The organism is Formosa algae, from assembly GCF_001439665.1.
Taxonomy (GTDB): Bacteria; Bacteroidota; Bacteroidia; order Flavobacteriales; family Flavobacteriaceae; genus Formosa; species Formosa algae.
The window spans coordinates 193521-215002 of sequence record NZ_LMAK01000014.1 but is presented as its reverse complement, the minus strand read 5'-3'; the positions used below and the strand labels follow the sequence as shown (position 1 = coordinate 215002).

Below are 21482 nucleotides of genomic sequence, written 5' to 3'. Positions count from 1 at the left end.
ATTGATGTAGTGTTTTTTTATTTGTCATACATAACACACTGATTAACTATTGATTAAAAACCTGCTTCAGTTCTATTCTACATACTTAAATCTGTTATATTCAGATATTTTTAAAAAAAATCAATTTTAAAGTGTAACAAATACTGTTTTTTTAATCAAAGGTGTGTAAACCGTTAAAAACAATAGTAATATGAAAACTTGTATCAAAATTATCGTCTTAAGTATTTTTACATTCAATACTGCACTGAATTTTAAATGTTTCGCAAAAATAGAATGCATAAACCGCACAGAACCTAAAGCCATAACTATAGAAACTGTCGGTAAAGGTCTGCCCATATTATTTCTTCCAGGTTTTGCAACACCAGGATCTGTTTTTAAAGACACTGCAAATCATATAAACACAGCACACTCGTCTCTTTTCGTATCTTATGCAGGTTTTAATGGCCATGCTCCAATTGAAATGCCTTGGTATGACACAATTAAAAAAGCAATAATAGCGTATATTACTACTGAAAAACTAAATAATGTAATAATTATAGGACACAGTATGGGAGGAAATTTAGCCGTAGATATTGCTGCAGCACTTCCAAATACCATTTCTAAAATTATTATTGTTGATGCCTTACCTTGTATGCGTGAAGTGATGATGCCACAAGTACCAGCAGAACATTTTTATTACGAGAGTCCGTATAATACTCAAATGCTAAATATGGAAGTCGATCAATTTAAATCTATGGCTAAAATGATGGCCATGAACATGACAATTAACACAGACAATCAAGACGCTATTACAAATTGGATGATAAACGCAGATCGTAAAACTTGGGTGTATGGCTACACAGATTTATTAAAATTGGATTTACGACCAACTTTAAAAGACGTTAGCTGCGAAACTTTAATTTTAGGAGCTTCTTTTCCAGATGTCATTGTGGCTAAACAAAATTATGAAAAACAGTATGCCAATTTAACCAACAAAACAATACAAATGGCTAGTAACTCTAAGCATTTTGTAATGTTCGATCAGCCGGAATGGTTTTATAAATCTGTAAATGATTTTCTTGTCGATGAAAACTAATAAAAACGAATCTTTTGAAACCATCTACCGCCAACATCATCCCATGGTTTTACAAATGTGTCTGGGTTTTGTAAAAGGAGATCAGGATACAGCCAACGATTTATCTCAAGATATATTTATTAGCGTCTGGAATAATTTAGATAAATTTCGTGGAGCTTCATCTTATAAAACATGGATTTACAGAATTACAGTAAACACGTGTTTACAATACGTAAAAAAGGACAAAAAAGTGAGGCGTTTTTCAGAATCAGAACTTGAAAATCAATCCGACACCAACCATACAGAAAGCAGCAAACAAAGCGACATACCAGAACTCTATAAAGCCATCGGACAATTAAAAAAAATAGATCGTTTAATTATAATGATGGTTTTAGAAAATCAGGATTACAACAGCATTGCCGAAGTAATCGGTATTAACGCCATAAACGTAAGAGTAAAAACACACAGAATAAAGAAACGTCTAGAATCTATTTTAAAACAAAACACCCATGAGTAGCGATTTTAAAACCCTACAAAGTCATTGGAATACAAGTAAGAATCAACTACATGTTTCTACCATTGATTTTGATAATTTATATAAAAAGATAAGAACAAAAGAAAAAGAAAATTACATGTTCTATTATGGTACAATAACCATTTTACTAACCACTCTAATTGTTATTTCTTTATTCTTTTATTTTGTTGCACCTGTACAATATACCTTAAGTAGAATAGGTGCTGGATTAATGATTTTTGGTTTAATATTTAGGATTGGTATTGAATTAAAAAGTATACAAAAAGCCAAACATATTAATATACTAGACAATTCTTTAAAGGCTACAGAACATACCATAGCGTTTCATAAATTCAGAACCATGATTCATCAAGTAGTGGCTCCAATTATTGTGATATTATATACCGTTGGCTTCTACCTTATCACCCCAGAATTTAGTCAGTATATGCCACTTTGGAATATTGTTTTTATAGACGTATCGTACATTGTGATTGCGGTTATTCTATTTATTGTGATTAGAAAAGGTGTAAAAGGCGAAATGCAAAAGCTTTCAGATATCATCGCATTAAAGCAAGACATTACAGAATAAGTTATCATTTAAATCGCAATCAATCAGTTGTTTTAATTTGTAACGTTTAATTAATATTTTCAGCATTTACATAAATTAAAAGTTTTGTATTCGGTATTTTAGCAAAACAAACCAAAATTTAAATCTACATTATGACTTTAAAGCACAACGTAATTACACTTTTATTTTTAACCTTTTGTACGGTTGGATTTGCGCAAGATTATAAAAAAAATATTGAGTCTGAATTCAGTAATTATTTAAATGATATTGTGAATATGGAGTTCGAAAAATCTATGGATTACATTACACCAGAGTTTTTTGAAATTATTCCAAAAGCGCAATTAATTACAGTTTTAGAACAAACATTTAATAACCCGGCCATGGAGTTTGAAATTATAGACCCGAAGGTTATAGCTGTTGAAGATGCAGAACAAATTGAATCTAAATATTACGCTTTATTGACGTATTCTAGCGAAATGAATATAAAAATTAATAGTGATTTAGAAGAAACTGAAACACAAACTGCCAACAGATTAAGCCTAACTAAAGCCTCTTTTGACCAAACCTTCGGTGCAGAAAATGTCTCTTATAACAAAGACACCGAAGTGTATAATATTTATGCTAAAAAAGATGCTTATGCTATTTCTGAAAATGGAGAAACCAATTGGAAATTTTTAGTCATCGAAAAAAGTCAGAAAGCCATTTTAGAAAGAATATTACCTAAAACACTTACAGACAGACTGTAGACCAGTCTTACATTTTAAATACAATATAACAAAGGTAATCATGTCATAAAATCAAACATAATTACCTTTGTTTCGTATTAAGAATTTGTAAGTTTATACTATGAATCACGTGATTAAAGTCTTCTTTATTCCTTTATTTATCATTTTAAGTTATACAACTCATTTGTGTGCTCAGACTGTAGATAAATTAGTACTAGACACTGATGAAGGTATTATTTGGACAGCCAACAGAAAATTAAAAAGAACAGATTTTCTTGGAAAAGCAACAGCTGAAGCTACCGGTAAAGCGTTAACAGGTGCTAATATCATAATTATACCTTCCGCTTACAAAAATGGTAAGTATGAGTATCGGGTGTTGGCCAAATTCTATAAACATCTCTCATGGATAAGTACAGACAGTAGTGCAATAATAGATCATGAACAATTACATTTTGATATTGCAGAACTCTTTGCTAGAAAAATGAGAAAAGAAATACATTTTGTTAAACGCAATATAGGACAGGTCTCAGAATCAGATTACAGACGCATTCATAAAACAGTATTCCAAGATTATATTAATTACCAACGCCTATATGATGCGGAGACTAAGCATTCAACCCTAGAAGATGTTCAAGAAAAATGGAACATTTTAGTTGCTAAAAAATTAGAATCTCTAGAAGACTATACTCTTAACTTATAAACCCGTTTCTGCAACATTATAATTTCGCAACATGCATTCAAAATTTAGTTTATTTAGGTTTTTACAACATACTTTTACGCCTTCTAAAGTACAATTAGACGTAACAGACCTGACCAATTTAAACTTAACGGTTCATATGCCTAAGATGACGCTCAAACAACTCAATAAAAAAGAATTAAAAATATACCGGAATTTAAATTCTGAAAATTATGGTGAAGATCTTAGCTTACAAGTCGCTGAAAAACTAACTAAAGCATCTGCTAGAAATGGATTGTATTTTGCACATCGCGACTATTGTGGCCAAGGAATATTTTACCAAGAAAACACCTCCGTTTTAGGAACAGTTTACGATGGTTACGGTATTAAAGACCCGATTATAACTTTTAATTCTAAAGAGGCGTTTGTTACATGGCTAGCATCTGAAAACGATAAAAGTATGGCTTTATATGGGGAAAAATTTAATAACCAGACCATCACTAAATCGAGAATAAATTGGTTTTTAGACCCCAACTATTCCCCGGTTTGGAATGATTACTGTATGTATTTAAAAGCACAATCCCATTAACTTAACACTCTTTTTTACAATATTTTATGTCCCTATTCAAATCTAAAAACCCCGCCTTAAAATCAGAGGTTTTTTCAACTGCAAAAACACAACCTTTAGGTCAGATTACCGAAGTCATGACCATAAATGGTACGGTGAATAAAATAGCCTTTTTAGGATTTATAGTACTAGCCACTGCTTATTATACATGGAACTTGTTTCAAGAAAACCAAGATATAACACGTATACAACCATATTTGCTCGGAGCCTCTCTTACTGCTTTTGGTGTAGCGGTATTAATTATTTATAAGAAAACTACAGCGCCGTATTTAGCACCAATTTATTGTGGATTACAAGGATTAGCTATAGGAGGATTATCTGCATTAATGGAGTCCAGGTTCCCAGGAATTGTCATTCAAGCCATTATATTAACCTTTGGTATACTATTTAGTTTACTAATAATTTATAGACTAGGCATAATTAAAGCTACAGAAAATTTTAAACTTATAGTCGCATCAGCAACAGCTGGAATTGCTTTGTGTTATATCGTTTCATTGGTTGGCTCATTTATAGGATTCAATTTACCTTTCATTCATGATAATTCAATTTCAGGAATTATATTCTCCTTATTTGTAGTTATAATAGCGGCCTTAAATTTAGTGGTAGATTTCGATTTTATTGAAAAAGGAGCCGAAATGAAAGCGCCTAAGTATATGGAATGGTATGCTGCTTTTGGACTTATGGTTACTATTATTTGGTTATATCTTGAAATATTAAGATTACTTGCGAAGTCTAAAAGTAGAAAATAATGATATTTTAAGATTCCAAAAGCCATCTAAAATTCCCCTTAAAATAAAAAGTAAAATTCACAAATACACTTCATTTAATAAGAATATAATAATAATTGACAGTATAAATTATTATTACTAAAAAACTTAAAGCAGTCGCCTATTTTAGATGTCAAAATTGTCTTAAATAGCACCTCATTTGTTAAATCTTCCCCATCTTTGTTATAAAAAACAAGCATTTTGAATTTTAAAGACAAAGACCTAATCATATTCGATTTTGATGGAACACTCATCAATAGTATTCCCGATTTAACGTTGGCTATCAATAAAATGCTAGCGCAATATAACGCAGCTCCTTTAACTATAGAAGAGGTTACACCCTTTATAGGAAATGGTGCAAAACCTTTGGTGCGTCGTGCTATAGAACGTGCTTTGCCTGAAAGAGACTTAACAGAAACGTTTTTAAAAGAAGCTTTCGATATATATTTTTCTGCTTACAAAGAAGAAACTTGTAAAGACACTTTTTTGTATCCAGGAGTTCTAGAAACATTACAAAAATTAAAATCTAAAGGGTATACTTTAGCTATCTGTACCAATAAGCCTTTTGATTTTATTGCTCCAATTTTAGAAGCACTAGAGATTAAAGATTATTTTGAGGCTTGGATTGGCGAAGATTCTTTATCTAAGAAAAAGCCTGATGCCGCTCCACTTTTACACTTGGTAGAACGTATGCAAACTACAGTAGCGAAAAGCGTTATGGTTGGAGATTCTAAAAATGATATTTTGGCGGCTCAAAATGCTAAAATGGATAGTATTGGTGTAAGTTATGGTTACAACTATAACGAAAATATTGCAGATTACAAGCCGACAGTGGTAGCAGATCTTTTTTCAGAATTACAAGACCTTTTTTAATATGAATAAAATTTACAATGTTGGTATTATTGGTGGCGGTGTTTCTGGTGTTGTAATTGCACTAGAATTAGCAAAATATGGTGTTGAAAATATTTTGTTTGAACAAGAAAACAGCGTGGTAAACGGACCTCCGTTTTGCCATTTACATGCAGGTGGAAACTTATACCCAGACATTTCTGAAGAGCAATGCAGAATACTGATGAAACAATCTATAGAGATGGCGCGTTTGTTTCCGCAATCTATAGATGAAAGACCAACATTTATAAGTATTCCTAAAACTGAAAAATATGCTGTAGAGGACATCGAGAGTCGTTTAGACATGTTGGTTTCTTATTATAAGGAATTGATAGAAGAAGATCCTGAAAACCAAATATTGGGTGCTCCAGAACAGTATTATAAAATATATAAGCAAGCAGATTTAGATGCTATAAAAGATTCGCCTACAGTAAAACGTCCGCAAACAGCAGACGAATGGATGTCTAACGCCATTAAAATAGTAGATTACAATAAATTAAAAACGCCTGTAATTTTAGTACAGGAATACGGTTGGAATTTATTTAGATTGGCAGCACAAGCACAATTAGCTTTAAATGCATCTGAGAGCTGTACTTTAAAAACAAATACGTTTGTTACAGACATTAAAGATGTCCGCGATTTAAATCTAGACCATAATTGGGAAATTTGCACCAAAGATCAAGTGTACAAAGTAAACTATTTGGTAAACTCAAGCGGATTCAAAACAGGGACTTTTGATGAATCTTTGCACTTAAATTCGGAACGTTTAATAGAATTTAAAGCCGCATATGTCTCTAAGTGGCATCCCATTCCGGGATTAATTCCAGAACTTATTTTTCATGGGGAACGTGGTACACCTCATGGTATGGCACAACTTACCCCCTATTGTGATGAGTATTATCAAATTCACGGAATGACCGAGGATATTACATTATTTGAAAATGGTTTAGTTCAATCTAAAGCAGATACAGTACAACCTGAATTTAACGCCGGGATTAAGCAGAAATTAGAACGCCATTGGGATACTGCAGAAGTAAAAAACAGAACCGAAAACGCCATTGCTTTTGTGGGTAAATTTATCCCTTCTTTTTGTTCTGCAACGGTTGGTGGACCACCAATGTATGGTGCACAACAAATTTCTGGGGACGATCCAAGTTTAAGAGTTGGAGAAGTACAATTTCCAAGTAAATCGTATGCAAGAAGTGAAATTATAAAAGCCTCTTCTGCTCTTACTGTTGCTAACCAGATTATAAACAATATGGAAGAAGAAGGTATTATTTCTAAACTATCAAACCATACCAACAATAATGTGTTATTAGATCGCATTTCTACTCAAGACATTAACATACTCTCAGAGCAGTTAGCAGTAGAACGTGGTTATCCTGGAGCGCTTTCAAAATTGGTTATAGAAAAAGATTAAGATCAGATATTTATAGGGGCTTTAGGTCGTACACTAAAGACACACCATACTTGTATACAGATTAGGACAATTTTAATTTAGAGTTAACCACAAAATGAATACAAAACGCGTAGATGTATTAAATATTTTTCTGATAATTATTTCACTAATTACAGCGATAATGTTGCCTTTTAAGTTGTTCTTGTTTTCATATGCCTTTTTGGGACCATTACATTACTTGACGGAAATTACCTGGCTACGCGACAAAAATTATTTTTTAACCGCACATAAAAATTGGGCTTTAGTCTTTTTAGTATTAGCTACTTTAATTGCTATTGCCCCAATTATTATATTCAGTAATATCCCCCTTAATCCAACTATAGAACATGGTTTATTAATTCTAGGAAAACAGACTAAAATGTTTCTTATTATCGGATTTTTATTTGCCATAAGTTTACTCTTTTTAAAAACAAACAAAGCTTTAGCATATGCATTAGCACTCATTATTTTAGTCTCTTTTTTTACAATAACATATGTCCCTAAACCATTCTTTCTAATTGGAGCTTTTCTTCCAACATTAGTTCATGTCTATATTTTTACCTTTTTTTTCATCATCTATGGTGCTATAAAATCTAAAAGTCAGTTGGGCATTTATTTAGGATTACTGCTACTTTCAGTACCTTTCATTATTACATATATTCCATTAGATTATACTAATTATACGCCTTCTAAAGCAACTTTTGAAAAATTTAATAGTTTAAACATGATGGGGATTAAGGCTTTTATCGCCAAAGTCTGTAACAATTTTCGAAATGATGTCTTTGAAACTTTATCTGACATAGGTGTTAGAATTCAAATTTTTATAGCCTTTGCATACACGTATCACTACCTCAATTGGTTTTCTAAAACATCTATCATTGGTTGGAAAGCATCCATTACCAAAAAAAGTGTGTTTTTTATCATAGGGATTTGGCTTACTGCTGTAGGACTTTGTATTTACGACTTTAAAACAGGCTTGATTGCCTTATATTTTTTAAGTTTTTTACATGTGCTTTTAGAATTTCCTTTAAATGTCATCTCAATAAAAGCTGTGATGCGTGCGACCAAAAGAAAAAGGATTTCTAATTTTTTAAAAGCAAGTAAATAAACCCATTATAACGTAAGTTTTACAGAATTCAATATTATTTTTGTAGAATGAAAATTCTAATCATTGAAGACGAAGCTGAATTACGCGAAACGATACAAAAATCGCTTCTGAAGGAAAAATACACGGTTGAAACAGCCCATGATTTTACCAGTGCCAGCGATAAAATTACAATGTATAATTACGATTGTATTCTTCTTGATATTATGTTACCAAATGGAAATGGTTTAGATCTTCTAAAACATTTAAAACAATTGGGGAAATCTGAAAATGTAATTATTATTTCTGCAAAAAATGCCTTAGACGATAAACTTAAAGGGCTTGCTTTAGGTGCAGATGATTATTTAACTAAACCCTTTCATATTGCAGAACTCACCGCAAGAATAACTGCTGTATTACGCCGTAAATATTTCAATGGAAAGTCTGAAGTACAACTCGGTAATTGTACTATCAATATACAAGAACGCACATTAAAAGTAAACCAGCACGACGTACATTTAAACCGAAAAGAATTCGATATTCTTAATTATTTTTCTTTAAATAAAAACCGATTAATTACTAAATCTGCCTTGGCAGAATACGTTTGGGGCGACCATATAGATCAGGCCGATAATTTCGATTTTATATACTATCAAATCAAAAACTTACGCAAAAAGTTAGAAGATTCTAATGCTGAAATGGCCATAGAAACCGTGTACGGAATTGGTTATAAATTAATTGAAAAATGAGATTACTTAATCAATCCTTAACCTATCTTTCATCAGCCTTTTTAGTTATTATTGGCGTGTGGTCTATTTTATTTTATATAAATATTAAAGACGAAATTCGAGATAGTATTGATGACGGTCTAGAGAATAATAAACTCCTCATTTATCAAAAAATTAAAGCAGATTCCACTCTACTTTTACAACGAGAGTTTGGGGGAAATAATTTTGAAATTCACCCGATTTCTACTCAAAAAGTGCCGTTTAGAAAAGACGTCTATAAAGATACTTTAATGTACCGCCACAACGAAGACGATTTAGAACCTGTACGTATTTTACACGCTACTTTTAAACATCAAAACAACTATTATCGCTTAAAAATAATTTCATCGTTAATCGAGGAAGACGATTTAATTGAAGATGCTTCTTATAGTATTTTTTGGCTTTTTATTATTTTAATTGCATGCATATTTATTATAAATAATTTTGTTTTAAGAAAAGTATGGCATCCGTTTTACGAGATTCTTAACAGCCTGAAAAACTACAGACTAAACACAAACAATTCGCCCATTAGTGTAACTACAAATACCAAAGAATTTATACAGTTACAAGACGCTTCTAACGCTTTAATCCATCATACAAAGAAAGCGTTTATAGCTCAAAAAGAATTCACAGAAAATGCGTCTCATGAGCTACAAACACCGATTGCCATTATTACGAATAAATTAGAATTATTGTTAGAATCTGATCACTTAAATCACGATGATGCCAAAACGATTTCTGAAGTTATTCAAATGACAGACCGTCTTAAAAAGTTGAACAAAACCTTATTACTGCTCACTAAAATTGAAAACAAACAATTTATACAACAGGAAGGTATTTCAATTAATACTATTGCAAAAGCACATTGCCAACAGTTTGCGGAATACACAGCATTTAAACATATAGAAATTAAAATAGAAGAAGCTGCAAATGTACAGGTTCAAATGAATGATTCTCTGGCAGATATACTCATTTCAAATCTTATTAAGAATGCTATTTTCCACAATATAGAACACGGGAAAATCATTATTTTAATTACTCATCAAATGTTTACTATAATAAATACTGGAGCAAAAACAGCACTCGATTCTAAAACTATATTTAATCGTTTTACAAAAAACGAATCTAAAACGCAAAGTACAGGCCTTGGTTTAGCAGTCTGTAAGGCTATTTGCGACTTATATCAGTTTAAACTAAACTATCAATTTATTCAGAACGAACATCATTTTTCTATTCATTTTAAAAATTAATAGATCTTAAAACTAAATTCCAAAGTCTTTCCAGATTTGCATATCATATTTGTGTTATAAAAAGAAAATAATGCAATACTAAAACACGTCTTAAATTAAGAGATTGTTGTACAAACAATACTTTTAAAAGACACATTTAGTATTAAAAGACACAAATTTCTATGAAAACAACAACGAAAACAACAGTATTATCGATTTTTTCTGCTTTAGTATTTTTTACCGCTTGCAGTAGCGACGATGATGGAAGCTCGAATGAAGTCTTACTTACAGACGATGAAATTCCTTCAGAAATCACAACTTATGTATCTACACATTTCGACACTTCTACCATTACACGAGCTGAAAAAGAAACTGAAAACAGCGGTATAACCTACGAAGTTCTATTAGATTTGAATTATCAATTAGAATTTAATAGCGATTTAGAAATCGTTGAAATTGATGGTATAACAGCATTGCCAGATTCTGTAATTCCAGAATTAATTTTAGAATATGTTACAACCAATTATCCAAATCAAGTTATTACAGATTGGGAGTTAGAAACAAACTACCAACAAGTAGAATTAAATAACGGTTATGAATTAGAATTTGAATTAAACGGTGATTTTATCCGATTAGACAAAGACTAAACATAACATCATACCCAATTATAGAAGGCTCACTATTCAGTTATTTGAATGGGTGAGCTTTTTACATATTACCAACTTTCATTAACTTAAAGACATAACTTCAGTAAATAGATCTTTCTAACACTAAAAAAGAAGAGTATTAGAAGTAGAAAAAAAGAAAAAGCTTATTTTGTACTTCAGCAACTTGAAGCCTGATATAAAGCAACCAAATCTAATTAAAAACACCTGTGAACGCCATTGATAAACCTAAAAAAAGAACCCGATTAAGACAGATTTTAGGGAAGGAATACTTTATACTAAAACGAAAGTGGCAATGGGCCTTCGCTGGCAAACATTATGCTAAACAACATTTAGAAAGAGATTTTAAACACACCGTATTTAAGCATCAATCTTTGATTTTAAGGCCGCTGAAAGATGTAGATATGTATTTACAGGAGAACAAGAGAACCAATTTAAGATTAGCAATTCAACATCTTAATCAGATAGAAATTAAACCTAACGAGTACTTTTCGTTATGGAAATTGGTGGGCAGACCAACACAGCAGAAAGGCTATCTAGAAGGTTTGGTTTTAAACAACGGAAAAATGGATAAAGACATTGGTGGCGGACTCTGCCAATTAGGAAATTTACTGTTTTGGATTTTCGCTCACAGTCCGCTAACGATTACAGAACGCTATCGGCATGGTTTTGATGTATTCCCCGATATTAATAGAAAAGTGCCTTTTGGTGCTGGAGCAACTTTGTCTTACAACTATATAGATTTGCAAGTTAAAAATGAAACCCATAACAGCTTTGTCATTAAATTGTGGTTAGACAAAACTCATTTACATGGCGAATTATTCTCTAAAAATAAACTTAACACCTCTTATGCTATTGAAGAACGAAATCACCATATAAAGCAACAAATATGGGGAGGTTACTCTAGGCACAACCAGATTATTAAACGCTGTATTACTGCAGACTCTGAAACAGAAACTGTACTTGTAGAAAATCACGCTATCATGATGTATAACCCATTTCTAGAAGACAGAAGCAAAACATAGAACATATGGTAGTGCAGTGAAATCACGCTTTGGTAATTTTCTAATTTTCCTTAGGAAAATAACGCAAAGTCTACTACTTTTCAATATCAAACAGCGTCTTACTATTTAAAACCAAACCATCGAACAGAAGCTTTTAATACAGATAGCAAAAGGCAATCAAAAAGCCTTTCAGGAATTATACCTTTTGTATAAAAACAAAGTGTATAATACAGCCTTAGGCTATTTACAAAATGTAGAAGAAGCAGAAGAAATAACTCAGGATGTATTTCTCTCAATTTTTAAACGAGCAAACACATTTAAAGGCCAATCCAAAGTCAGTACATGGATTTATAGAATTACTATAAACAAAGCGCTTAACCAAATTGAGAAGCGAAACAGGCGACCAAAATCAAATCTGGAAATTCAAGATTATCACCAAATAGATTTTCAGCATCCAGGTATTTTATTAGAAAATAAAGAAAAAGCACAGTATTTGTTTTCGGTAATTAACACGCTAATTGCTACCCAGAAGACAGCTTTTATTTTAAGTTATGTAGAAGGGTTACCGCAACAAGAGGTTGCAGATATTATGGAGACAACCGTAAAATCTGTAGAAAGTTTATTGCAACGTGCTAAAACCAATTTAAAGAAAAAATTAATTTCGATATATCCCGAAGGAAATCATAAAAAATAAGGTCTAACTATATAAAGAACAACACACATGGAAACTGAAGAACAATGGGCAGACGACATTTTAAAAAGTTTGGACGGTATAAAAAAAGCCGAACCAGGTGCCGATTTGTTTGCTAAAATCACGGCACAATTACCAGAAGAGAATGACGTAAAAATTATTCCGTTACAACGTTTAGTTTGGTTAGCAGCTGCTGCTAGTATTGTAATTGCCATAAATATACATGTGTTTAATACACAAAATAACACCGATACCAATAGTACTTCTGAAACTACAGAATTACTTAACGATTACGTGCTTTATAAAACGAATTAAGATGAAAAAAGATATTGTTTACAAACTAATAATAGGCTTACTTCTTGGGATTAATCTCTTGCAAATGGGTACATTTATGTTTAACCCTAAACCACCACAGCAAGATAAATTTCAAGATTTAGCAATCGAAATTTTAAATTTAACAGCAGCACAACAACAAACCTTTTTAGATTTTGCACATGAGCACCGTAACAAAATGGTGAATTTATATAAAAAAGAATCGAGACTTGTTACTCAATATTTTGAAACACCGTCTGATACTTTATTAAGTACAATTTCTAAAATTGAAATGGAAAAAATCCAAGCTACAGAACAACACTTTTTAGATATAAAAAGCATGCTAGACACGAATCAGGTTTCTGAATTTGCACGTTTTAAAAAGGAAGCATTAAATAGCATATTAGAAAAAAATTCGGCTTCTGGTCCGCCACGAGACTAAAAAAGGATTTAAGCGTTATATGTAAAAGCATCATCTATTTCTAGATGATGCTTTTTTTATTTAAAATATAAAGTGACCGAAGGATTTTAAATTTACACCGGTCTAAAGAGATGTAAACAAAAAATAAATATTATCATGAATTATCAAAGCATAACTAAAACAAGCTTACTTATTATAACGATTGTTCTATTTACAGCCTGCAAACCAGATTCTAAAAAAAAGTCTTTAGAAAGTCAGCCAGCGCACTCAAATCATCACGTTGCAGAATCTGCTAAAAAACAATCCGGACATAAATAATGATAAAAATCAAAATTATAGAAGACTAAAATTCCCTTTTGCATATTGATTTTAAAATTTTTGAAAAAAAAGAAATTAATGCGAAGGATTTTAAATTTCCATCGGTCTAAATATATGGAAACAAAAATTAAATTATAGTATCATGAAATATCAAAGCATAACTAAAGTAGGCTTACTTGTTATAACATTAGCCCTATTTACAGCTTGTGGTTCTGGATCTAAACAAAAAAAAGATCAAGTTAGCGAACCCGAACAAACAGAACGTCAGCATGCAGGTGGAGACGGTAAACCTCAACAAGGAGATCGCCCGCAAGGTGAACGACCAAATGTTGCTGATATGATGGCAGAAATGGACACCAACAAAGATGGAAAGTTAGCAGAAAGTGAAGTTAAAGGCCCTTTAAAAAATGACTTTTCAAAAATAGATACCAATGCTGATGGTTTTATTACCGAAGCAGAATTTAATGAAGCTCCTAAACCAAATGGTGAGGGAGGCGGAGAAGGCAGACCTCCCAGAAACGATAAACAATTACCTACAGTAGCCGAAGTTTTGGCTAAAATGGATCCGAATAAAACACCTCAGCATATTTCAGAAAATAATTATGTCCTTACAGCTACAGGCCAAACTCATACTTATGATGCTTATGGAAAAACATTAACAGGATTACAAATTGGTGATGCTTATTATGGTCAAGATGGAAATTATCAGGCTGGTGAAAAAATGTCTTATACAGATAATGGAGATGGTACTGTTACCGATAATGTCACAGGATTAATGTGGGCACAAGATCAATCTGAACAAAGTAAAGGTTGGGAAGAATCGTTTACCTACACAGATTCGCTTACTCTTGGCGGATACTCAGATTGGCGCATGCCAACAATTAAAGAATTATGGTCTATACGAGATCAATCTGTAGGTTGGCCTTATGTGAATACAGATTACTTTCACTTGGTTAGTGAAGATGGAAAAGAGCAAAGAGAACAACATACTTGGTCTAGTAATTTTTATTTAGTGAACACTCCCGAAGCAAACACAAGAGTAGCTTTTATTGTTAACGATTGGACTGGACATATTAAAGCTTTAGATGGCAGACGTTATGTGCGTGCTGTTCGTGGAGGCGTTTATGGTGTAAATAACTTTAAAGATAACGGTAATCAAACCGTTACAGATAATGCCACTGGACTCATGTGGGCTAAAAACGATAGTGGAAAAGGAATGAATTGGGAAGCTGCTCTTGCTTATGCTGAAAATGCAGATTACGCAGGATATTCTGATTGGCGCTTACCTAATGTAAAAGAACTACAAAGTATTGTAGAATATACAGGCGCTTTCCCTGCAATTGACACTACTATGTTTAACATCTCTAAAATAACAAATGAAGCTGGACATACAGATTACCCATATTTCTGGACAAGTACATCTGCTGGTAGCGAAAGAGTGAGTGGAATGTATTTTGCAGATTACGTTGCTTTTGGATATGCAGTCGATCATGATGGTGAGGATATTCATGGTGCAGGTGCCGTACGTTTTGATACTAAAATTAAAGATGGTCCTGCTATAGAAAATGAAGAACGTATTAATAATTATGTGCGATTAGTTAGAAATGTAAAATAAAAAAACTGATTCGTAATCACTTAAATTGCATGAGTAATTACAACCATATTTCTAAACTATGACACAAAAAAAGCGAGGCCATTAGGACCTCGCTTTTTAATTTCTTAAACAATTAAACCGTTTTATAGTCTGTTTAATAAATCTGTTTTCTTACTATTAAATTCGTTTTCAGTAAGGATTCCTTTATCTTTTAAACCCGCTAATTTTTCAATTTTAGCAAAAATATCCTCTTCTAATTCTGAAGTATTTTCATTAGGCACTTCTTGAACTTGAGGTGTAAATTCTATCGCTTCAGGCTGATTTTGAATAGCGTCTTGAACTATAGGTGCATTTTGTTGCTGTGGTTTTTGATCACCACCAGAAACAATAGGTAAAGTATTTAAATCTACAGTACCATATTGGCTTGTAAAACTCATACCATAATTTCCGCCTTGCTGCTGTCCTACTCCACCAATTTGATTGTCAAGCGTATCGAATACTGTTACTTTCCCATGATCTTGTATTGCTAAACGTCTAATATTATTAAAAATCGCATAGCTCGTACCGTTTTGGCTACCTGTAGAATTAGGAAACCCTAAATCTCCCCACCAATTTCCAGAAGACTGAGAACCATTTTGGTTTTGTATTTTTGGTAAAGGCTTATATTGGATTGCACCTTGATTAATTAAATTAGACAACTCGTAACACAACCCATCTACAGTAGATTTTAACTGATTATTAAACATATCTCCTACCATAGTCATTCCGCCTTGCATCCATTGACCTCCGCCACCTAATTCAGGAATATTAAATTGTGCCATTGTACCATTACTCAGCATGAGTGCATGTGTTAAATCTGTAACCGCATTAACGCTTATACCGTAACGATTTGCTACATTCATCATGTTTTGAAAACTAGCATCTGTGAATATTGCATTCATAATCTTTCTCTTTTGTTGTTAAAAGCTTTTACAGCTCACAATTTTGCTGCAAATGTACCATTAAGTCTAATCAATAGAACATTTTTAGTTATAAGTTTTCATTAAATTTTATAAAATTTAACTCCTAAGGCATTGATTAATAATTATTTTTAAATTCTGAATCACAAATAGACATATAATAATCTACTTTTTCAATATCCTATTCAGAACGCTTAAATCTTACAGTTTTGTATTAAAAAATATAATGTAAACAATAGACACAAAAAAAGCATCAAATAATGGTTTTATCCATACTTAATGCTTTAAATTTTAAACCGACATACAACGGTTCAAAACAGAGGGTTAATGTTATTACAGTTTACACTGCAATATGTAATAGAGGGTTTACTAATTGGGTTAGATAGAAATGATTGATATTTAGTATATTTAATTTAGGGAGAATTAAAATTATACAGCTATGTAATCAAATCTGTCTGCTCCAATATATTTTATTATCGTTATAAATGTTTGTATTCTGGAAGTACGGGCCTTGTCTTTAATCCGTCTTCTAGTATTTTAATAACGCGTGTGCGCTCTTCGCCATGTAATGGTAATCTTGGGGCTCTTACGTGTTCCGTACCAATACCGGTATAAACCTCTGCAAGTTTAATATTTTGTACCAATTGCGGACTAATATCTAATTCCAGTATAGGCAAGAACCAACGGTAAATGTCTAATGCGGCCTTTATCTGGCCTGCTTGCGCTAATTTATAAACAGCCACTGTTTCTGAAGGAAATGCACAGACCAATCCAGCAACCCAACCATCTGCTCCCATAAGCGTGCTTTCTAATCCTAAAGTATCTACGCCTGTAAGTACATTATAACGATCTCCAAAGCGGTTGCGAATTCTGGTAATATTAGAGATATCTCGAGTCGATTCTTTTATGGCTTGAATATTCTCAAATTTTTGGAGTTCATCAAACATATCCAAGGTCACTTCAATACCGTAATCTATCGGATTATTATAAATCATGATTGGTAATGACGTGCTTTTTGCAACTTCAGAGAAATAGGTAACCGTTTCTCTATCGTTAGCCTTATAACGCATAGGTGGTAACATCATTAATCCAACTGCGCCGTATTGTTCTGCTTTATATGCAGCTTCAATAGCTCCTTTTGTAGTTTGTTCTGCAACATTAATAATCACAGGAATTTTACCATCAACAACCTTAACCGTCGTTTCAATTAAAATCTTTTTTTCTTCATCATTAAGCGTACTTGCTTCACCAAGTGTTCCTCCTAAAATAATACCTTCAACTCCTGCTTCTACCTGAGCTTCAATATTTTTTATAAACATGGGTAAGTCTAACTTATCTTCTGCTGTAAATTTAGTTGTCACTGCTGGCATAACGCCTTTCCATTGTACTAACATATATAATCTGTTGTTATCAGCTATCAAAAATATCTTTTTAGAACGGTATGTGGTTAAAAGAATATTAGCCAACATTGAGACTATATTAACAGATTTATAGAGCTGATGCCTTTTTCTACGCTTTATAAACTCATAAAGCATCAATTTGGATAGTATTGATGTAAAAATTATATAAAATTATCTGATACCAATACTATATTAACCCAACAGAACAAACAGATCATCAATGTTTGTATATTTAATCTCATGAAGGTATATCCGTTTAAAATTCCTAAGCAAATAAATGAGAATCTTGTTGTAGAAGTGGATCAAGGCCAAGCTTTTTACAATAAACTACACCAACATGAAGAGATACAAGTCGCTTACATTGTTAAAGGTCATGGAAAGTTAATTATATCTGATAGTATTCATCCGTATACAGATGGCGACATTTTTATAATAGGAAGCAACAGTCCGCACTTATTTAAAAGTATGGGACAAAATGAAGGTGATTCTCATATGATTTCATTATTTTTTTCTGAACACATTTTTAAAGATCATCTTTTAAAAATTTCTGAATTAGAAGATTTACATCAGTTTTTTAATAAAGCAACGTCTGGGTTTAAACCTAAAACAAAAACAAGGTCTATAAAAAAACTGATGCTTAAATTACCAAAATCGACTACACTTTTACGGTATATTATCTTTCTGAAATTATTGAGGCGAATGTGCAATTGTGAGATGACGGTTTTGACCGATTTTATTTACCCTAAACAAATGTCGAATACAGACGATAGGCGCATGCAAATTGTATTTGATTATATTATTAATAATTTTCAGAATGATATAACTTTAGAAAAAGTATCGGCTCTAATACATATGACACCAAATGCTTTTTGTCGTTTTTTTAAACAACGCACAAACAAAACCTTTTTTAAATATTTAATTGAATTACGCATAGAACATGCTTGCCAATTGTTAAAGACAAATAAAGACCTATCTGTTGCACAAATCTCTGATCTGTCTGGCTTTCGATCCATTTCAAACTTCAACAGAAAATTTAAAGAATTAAAACACGTATCGCCATCTTATTACCTACAGCACAGAAAGAGTAATATAGAAGAGTTAGAGGATATTAATGCATAAAAAAATCACTCTACAAGATAAAATGCAGAGTGATTACGGGGGATTTAAACAATGTAAAAAACGTATTAATTATTTTCCACCAGCAGGTAAATTTGCTTTCCAGTATTTTTCCATAGTTTCTCTTAAATGATACGAAGTGTTTTCTCTTTCGTGTATAGAATGAGAACGCATTGGGTAAGACATCATAGAGAATAATTTATTATATTTTATTAATCGATCTACCAACATTTCGTAACTCTGATAGTGCACATTATCATCTGCAGTTCCATGAATAACCATTAAGTTTCCTTCTAAATTTTGCGCATAGTTTATAGGAGATCCATCATGATACCCTTTTGCATTATCTTCTAATAAGCCCATGTAGCGTTCTTGATATGTGGCATCGTATAAACGTTGATCGGATACAAATGAAACGGCCAATCCAGATTTGTAAATCTCCGGATATCTAAACATGCAATTTAGCGTCATTTGTCCGCCTCCACTCCATCCCCAAATACCTACGCGTTCTGGATCTAAAAAATTATATGTGTTTAAAATTTCTGTTGCAGCTTTAGATTGATCTTCTGAAGCTAATATTCCGATTTGTCCATAAATAGATTTTCTCCAATCGCGACCACGTGGTGTTTTTGTTCCTCTATTATCTACACTAATTACCACATACCCTTGATCTGCGATATAGTGATGCCATAGATCTCCGCCAGCCCAATTATCTTGCACAGTAGATCCTGCAGGTTCGCCATACACATAAAAGAACAAAGGATATTTTTTGGAAGCATCAAAATCTTTAGGTTTTATCATCCACGCATCAAGCACATCATCTCCAATATCAACTTTTATAAATTCCTTATCATTAATACCTAAAGCATCATACTTTTGTTTTAAAGCACTATTATCTTCCAATACTCTAACTGTTTTATGAGCAGGCAAACTAACAAGTGAAAACACTGAAGGCGTAGTTGTATTCTCGAAGGTTTGAATGGCCCATTTAGCATCTGAAGATATTTGATATTTGCTTTGTCCGTCTTGACTTACTGGAGTTATTCTCTGAGCGGTTCCTTTTCCGTTTATTTTACTGCGATATAAGTAACGTTGTGTAAAATTACCTGGAGATGCGATATAATACACATAACCGCCTTTTGCATCGATATTATTAATATTAACGACATCAAAATTACCTTTAGTAATTGGTGTAATCTCTTTACCGTCTCTAGACACTTTGTATAGATGTAACCAACCGTCGCGTTCGCTAGACCATGTAAAATAAGAGGCGTTATCTAACCAACGAATATCATCATGGATATCTAAAAAGGCATCATCGGTCTCTGTTAGTATATTATTAAGTTTCATGGTTTCTATATCACCAATCCAAACTTTATTTTCGTTTTGCGAACGATTTAATTGCTGTACCATAACCTCGTTAGAATTCGGTATAAAATCCATACGTGCTAAATAATTATTTTTGGGATCGCCTGGAATATCAAACCATTTAGTCTCGCCACCTTTAACTGGTATAACTCCTACTTTTACAGCAGACAATGTTGTTCCCACTTTTGGATATGGCATTGGTATAGGTTTAGAGTAAATAGAATCTATATTATTAATCATATAAAATGTCCCCACACCTTCTGTATTCGATTGCCAATAGGCAATGTTTTCACCATCTGGACTCCATCTAAAACCGTCTCTACAACTTAATTCTTCCTCGTAAACCCAGTCAAAAGTTCCGTTAATAATATGATCGCCTCCATCTGTAGTTAATTGTTCTACAGTTTGTGTTTTAAGATCTTGAACAAAAATATTTAGTTCACTTACAAAAGCTACTTTAGTCGCATCTGGAGAGAATTTAGCAAACATTAATGTAGATTCTGGTAAATTTGGTCCCAATTGCTTTAACTCATTAGTTACTAAATCAAGCACCCAATAATCACCTTTAGTGTTATATCTCCAAACCCGTTTTGTATTGGTAAACACAAGAAGCTTACTATCGTCTGTAGACCATTGATAGTCTGAAATTTTTAAAGCTTTGGTTTCGCCTTCAGGTATTAATTGAGTAGCAGACACCAAAATGGTACGTTTACCCGACTTGGCATCATATTTTACAATATCCTTTCCGCCTACTTCAGAATTAGATTCTAATGTTGAATAGCCTTTATTATCCTTCATCCATCTTACTGGACCAAAACCTTTTTCCTTGTAGGTATTGTTCTTATAAATATCTTCTAAAGTTAATGTTTTAGGAGTCTGCGATTGTGCTTGAAAAATCATTAAAAAAATAGCTATTAATGCTACTGAATGTGTATTCATGTATATATTCTTTTGGAATTTCAGTGAGTAAGAATGTTAAGCGCTCTATAAAATCTTATACGTGGTATAACTATTTACAAACTGATTTATAGAAACAATATTAAGATATTATCTGATTGCATTTTTTGAGTATACTAACCAATACTAATACTATATTAACCAAAGCAAAATTGATTGGATTGACTATTGATAATTTTATTACATTTAATGGTTAGATTTTTAATTGAAAGTCTTCGTATAAAAGAAAATTTCAGTTAAAACCTACAGAAATTAAGAACTGGAAACCAACAACTTAAACTGTAACACAACTTATGTGTGTATCTAAAACAATCGATACAAAAAATATCCGCTGTTAGT

The 21482-nt window shown here is 32.3% G+C and carries 23 protein-coding genes; 20 read left to right on the top strand and 3 right to left on the bottom strand.

Translation table 11 applies throughout. From position 1 onward, the window contains the following. Positions 1-190 precede the first annotated feature (190 nt). The 19 genes from AST99_RS05860 (at position 191) to AST99_RS05775 (ending at position 15364) form a co-directional block, all read left to right on the top strand. A complete protein-coding gene (locus AST99_RS05860; RefSeq protein WP_057780150.1) occupies positions 191-1075 on the top strand; it encodes an alpha/beta fold hydrolase in 885 nt (294 codons plus the stop codon). Continuing rightward, on the top strand, positions 1065-1571 hold the full coding sequence (locus tag AST99_RS05855; protein WP_057780147.1) for an RNA polymerase sigma factor: 507 nt from the start codon (positions 1065-1067) through the stop codon (positions 1569-1571). Before AST99_RS05860 ends, AST99_RS05855 begins: the two co-directional genes overlap by 11 nt. Continuing rightward, positions 1564-2157 (top strand): hypothetical protein, encoded by a 594-nt coding sequence (locus tag AST99_RS05850; RefSeq protein ID WP_057780145.1) that lies wholly within the window; start codon positions 1564-1566, stop codon positions 2155-2157. Before AST99_RS05855 ends, AST99_RS05850 begins: the two co-directional genes overlap by 8 nt. Before the next feature lie 131 nt (positions 2158-2288). Beyond that, positions 2289-2882 (top strand): hypothetical protein, encoded by a 594-nt coding sequence (locus tag AST99_RS05845; protein WP_057780144.1) that lies wholly within the window; start codon positions 2289-2291, stop codon positions 2880-2882. Positions 2883-2982: 100 nt separating this feature from the next. After that, positions 2983-3561, top strand: coding sequence for a DUF922 domain-containing protein (locus AST99_RS05840; RefSeq protein ID WP_057780142.1), 579 nt, complete (start codon positions 2983-2985; stop codon positions 3559-3561). Between the two features lie 31 nt (positions 3562-3592). Continuing rightward, positions 3593-4126 (top strand): hypothetical protein, encoded by a 534-nt coding sequence (locus tag AST99_RS05835; RefSeq protein ID WP_057780140.1) that lies wholly within the window; start codon positions 3593-3595, stop codon positions 4124-4126. Positions 4127-4152: 26 nt separating this feature from the next. Beyond that, positions 4153-4914, top strand: coding sequence for a Bax inhibitor-1/YccA family protein (locus tag AST99_RS05830; RefSeq protein ID WP_057780138.1), 762 nt, complete (start codon positions 4153-4155; stop codon positions 4912-4914). A 219-nt stretch (positions 4915-5133) separates the two neighbouring features. Further along, positions 5134-5805 (top strand): phosphoglycolate phosphatase, encoded by a 672-nt coding sequence (locus AST99_RS05825; RefSeq protein ID WP_057780135.1) that lies wholly within the window; start codon positions 5134-5136, stop codon positions 5803-5805. Between the two features lies 1 nt (position 5806). Next, positions 5807-7240 carry an FAD-dependent oxidoreductase gene (locus tag AST99_RS05820; RefSeq protein WP_057780134.1) on the top strand — a complete coding sequence of 478 codons (1434 nt, stop codon included), beginning with the start codon at positions 5807-5809 and terminating at the stop codon, positions 7238-7240. Between the two features lie 94 nt (positions 7241-7334). After that, positions 7335-8366: a hypothetical protein gene (locus AST99_RS05815; protein WP_057780132.1), complete on the top strand. Its 1032-nt coding sequence runs from the start codon at positions 7335-7337 to the stop codon at positions 8364-8366. 47 nt (positions 8367-8413) lie between these two features. Next, positions 8414-9091 (top strand): response regulator transcription factor, encoded by a 678-nt coding sequence (locus tag AST99_RS05810; protein WP_057780130.1) that lies wholly within the window; start codon positions 8414-8416, stop codon positions 9089-9091. Further along, positions 9088-10359, top strand: a complete 1272-nt coding sequence (locus AST99_RS05805) for a sensor histidine kinase (protein WP_057780129.1) — start codon at positions 9088-9090, stop codon at positions 10357-10359. Before AST99_RS05810 ends, AST99_RS05805 begins: the two co-directional genes overlap by 4 nt. 161 nt (positions 10360-10520) lie before the next feature. Next, positions 10521-10985, top strand: a complete 465-nt coding sequence (locus AST99_RS05800; RefSeq protein WP_057780127.1) for a PepSY-like domain-containing protein — start codon at positions 10521-10523, stop codon at positions 10983-10985. 227 nt (positions 10986-11212) lie between these two features. Beyond that, positions 11213-12028, top strand: a complete 816-nt coding sequence (locus AST99_RS05795; RefSeq protein ID WP_057780125.1) for a VanW family protein — start codon at positions 11213-11215, stop codon at positions 12026-12028. A 118-nt stretch (positions 12029-12146) separates the two neighbouring features. Next, complete coding sequence (locus AST99_RS05790) at positions 12147-12701, top strand: RNA polymerase sigma factor (RefSeq protein ID WP_057780124.1); 555 nt, start codon at positions 12147-12149, stop codon at positions 12699-12701. A 27-nt stretch (positions 12702-12728) separates the two neighbouring features. Continuing rightward, a complete protein-coding gene (locus AST99_RS05785; RefSeq protein WP_057780122.1) occupies positions 12729-13013 on the top strand; it encodes a hypothetical protein in 285 nt (94 codons plus the stop codon). 1 nt (position 13014) lies between these two features. Beyond that, complete coding sequence (locus AST99_RS05780; protein WP_057780119.1) at positions 13015-13452, top strand: hypothetical protein; 438 nt, start codon at positions 13015-13017, stop codon at positions 13450-13452. A 135-nt stretch (positions 13453-13587) separates the two neighbouring features. Beyond that, on the top strand, positions 13588-13749 hold the full coding sequence (locus AST99_RS18555; RefSeq protein ID WP_157486309.1) for a hypothetical protein: 162 nt from the start codon (positions 13588-13590) through the stop codon (positions 13747-13749). Between the two features lie 142 nt (positions 13750-13891). After that, positions 13892-15364, top strand: a complete 1473-nt coding sequence (locus tag AST99_RS05775; RefSeq protein WP_057780117.1) for an Lcl domain-containing protein — start codon at positions 13892-13894, stop codon at positions 15362-15364. Between the two features lie 122 nt (positions 15365-15486). On the opposite strand, the gene AST99_RS05770 is transcribed toward AST99_RS05775, so the two are convergent. Both AST99_RS05770 and AST99_RS05765 read right to left on the bottom strand, forming a co-directional pair. Beyond that, complete coding sequence (locus tag AST99_RS05770; RefSeq protein ID WP_057780116.1) at positions 15487-16284, bottom strand: SHOCT domain-containing protein; 798 nt, start codon at positions 16282-16284, stop codon at positions 15487-15489. A gap of 497 nt (positions 16285-16781) precedes the next feature. Beyond that, positions 16782-17696: a dihydrodipicolinate synthase family protein gene (locus AST99_RS05765; RefSeq protein ID WP_057780114.1), complete on the bottom strand. Its 915-nt coding sequence runs from the start codon at positions 17694-17696 to the stop codon at positions 16782-16784. A gap of 246 nt (positions 17697-17942) precedes the next feature. Between AST99_RS05765 and AST99_RS05760 the strand changes: the two genes are divergently transcribed. Then, a complete protein-coding gene (locus tag AST99_RS05760; RefSeq protein WP_057780111.1) occupies positions 17943-18821 on the top strand; it encodes an AraC family transcriptional regulator in 879 nt (292 codons plus the stop codon). A gap of 69 nt (positions 18822-18890) precedes the next feature. Here the strand turns inward: AST99_RS05760 and AST99_RS05755 are convergent, their stop codons facing one another. After that, complete coding sequence (locus AST99_RS05755) at positions 18891-21125, bottom strand: S9 family peptidase (protein WP_057780103.1); 2235 nt, start codon at positions 21123-21125, stop codon at positions 18891-18893. Positions 21126-21482: the final 357 nt, after the last annotated feature.

What these genes read in the sequence shown, in the direction of transcription:
- AST99_RS05860 (WP_057780150.1), top strand. Translation starts at nt 191, where the DNA reads ATGAAAACTTGTATCAAAATTATCGTCTTAAGTATTTTTACATTCAAT.
- AST99_RS05855 (WP_057780147.1), top strand. Translation starts at nt 1,065, where the DNA reads ATGAAAACTAATAAAAACGAATCTTTTGAAACCATCTACCGCCAACAT.
- AST99_RS05850 (WP_057780145.1), top strand. Translation starts at nt 1,564, where the DNA reads ATGAGTAGCGATTTTAAAACCCTACAAAGTCATTGGAATACAAGTAAG.
- AST99_RS05845 (WP_057780144.1), top strand. Translation starts at nt 2,289, where the DNA reads ATGACTTTAAAGCACAACGTAATTACACTTTTATTTTTAACCTTTTGT.
- AST99_RS05840 (WP_057780142.1), top strand. Translation starts at nt 2,983, where the DNA reads ATGAATCACGTGATTAAAGTCTTCTTTATTCCTTTATTTATCATTTTA.
- AST99_RS05835 (WP_057780140.1), top strand. Translation starts at nt 3,593, where the DNA reads ATGCATTCAAAATTTAGTTTATTTAGGTTTTTACAACATACTTTTACG.
- AST99_RS05830 (WP_057780138.1), top strand. Translation starts at nt 4,153, where the DNA reads ATGTCCCTATTCAAATCTAAAAACCCCGCCTTAAAATCAGAGGTTTTT.
- AST99_RS05820 (WP_057780134.1), top strand. Translation starts at nt 5,807, where the DNA reads ATGAATAAAATTTACAATGTTGGTATTATTGGTGGCGGTGTTTCTGGT.
- AST99_RS05815 (WP_057780132.1), top strand. Translation starts at nt 7,335, where the DNA reads ATGAATACAAAACGCGTAGATGTATTAAATATTTTTCTGATAATTATT.
- AST99_RS05810 (WP_057780130.1), top strand. Translation starts at nt 8,414, where the DNA reads ATGAAAATTCTAATCATTGAAGACGAAGCTGAATTACGCGAAACGATA.
- AST99_RS05805 (WP_057780129.1), top strand. Translation starts at nt 9,088, where the DNA reads ATGAGATTACTTAATCAATCCTTAACCTATCTTTCATCAGCCTTTTTA.
- AST99_RS05800 (WP_057780127.1), top strand. Translation starts at nt 10,521, where the DNA reads ATGAAAACAACAACGAAAACAACAGTATTATCGATTTTTTCTGCTTTA.
- AST99_RS05785 (WP_057780122.1), top strand. Translation starts at nt 12,729, where the DNA reads ATGGAAACTGAAGAACAATGGGCAGACGACATTTTAAAAAGTTTGGAC.
- AST99_RS05780 (WP_057780119.1), top strand. Translation starts at nt 13,015, where the DNA reads ATGAAAAAAGATATTGTTTACAAACTAATAATAGGCTTACTTCTTGGG.
- AST99_RS18555 (WP_157486309.1), top strand. Translation starts at nt 13,588, where the DNA reads ATGAATTATCAAAGCATAACTAAAACAAGCTTACTTATTATAACGATT.
- AST99_RS05775 (WP_057780117.1), top strand. Translation starts at nt 13,892, where the DNA reads ATGAAATATCAAAGCATAACTAAAGTAGGCTTACTTGTTATAACATTA.
- AST99_RS05770 (WP_057780116.1), bottom strand. Translation starts at nt 16,284, where the DNA reads ATGAATGCAATATTCACAGATGCTAGTTTTCAAAACATGATGAATGTA.
- AST99_RS05765 (WP_057780114.1), bottom strand. Translation starts at nt 17,696, where the DNA reads ATGTTAGTACAATGGAAAGGCGTTATGCCAGCAGTGACAACTAAATTT.
- AST99_RS05760 (WP_057780111.1), top strand. Translation starts at nt 17,943, where the DNA reads ATGAAGGTATATCCGTTTAAAATTCCTAAGCAAATAAATGAGAATCTT.
- AST99_RS05755 (WP_057780103.1), bottom strand. Translation starts at nt 21,125, where the DNA reads ATGAATACACATTCAGTAGCATTAATAGCTATTTTTTTAATGATTTTT.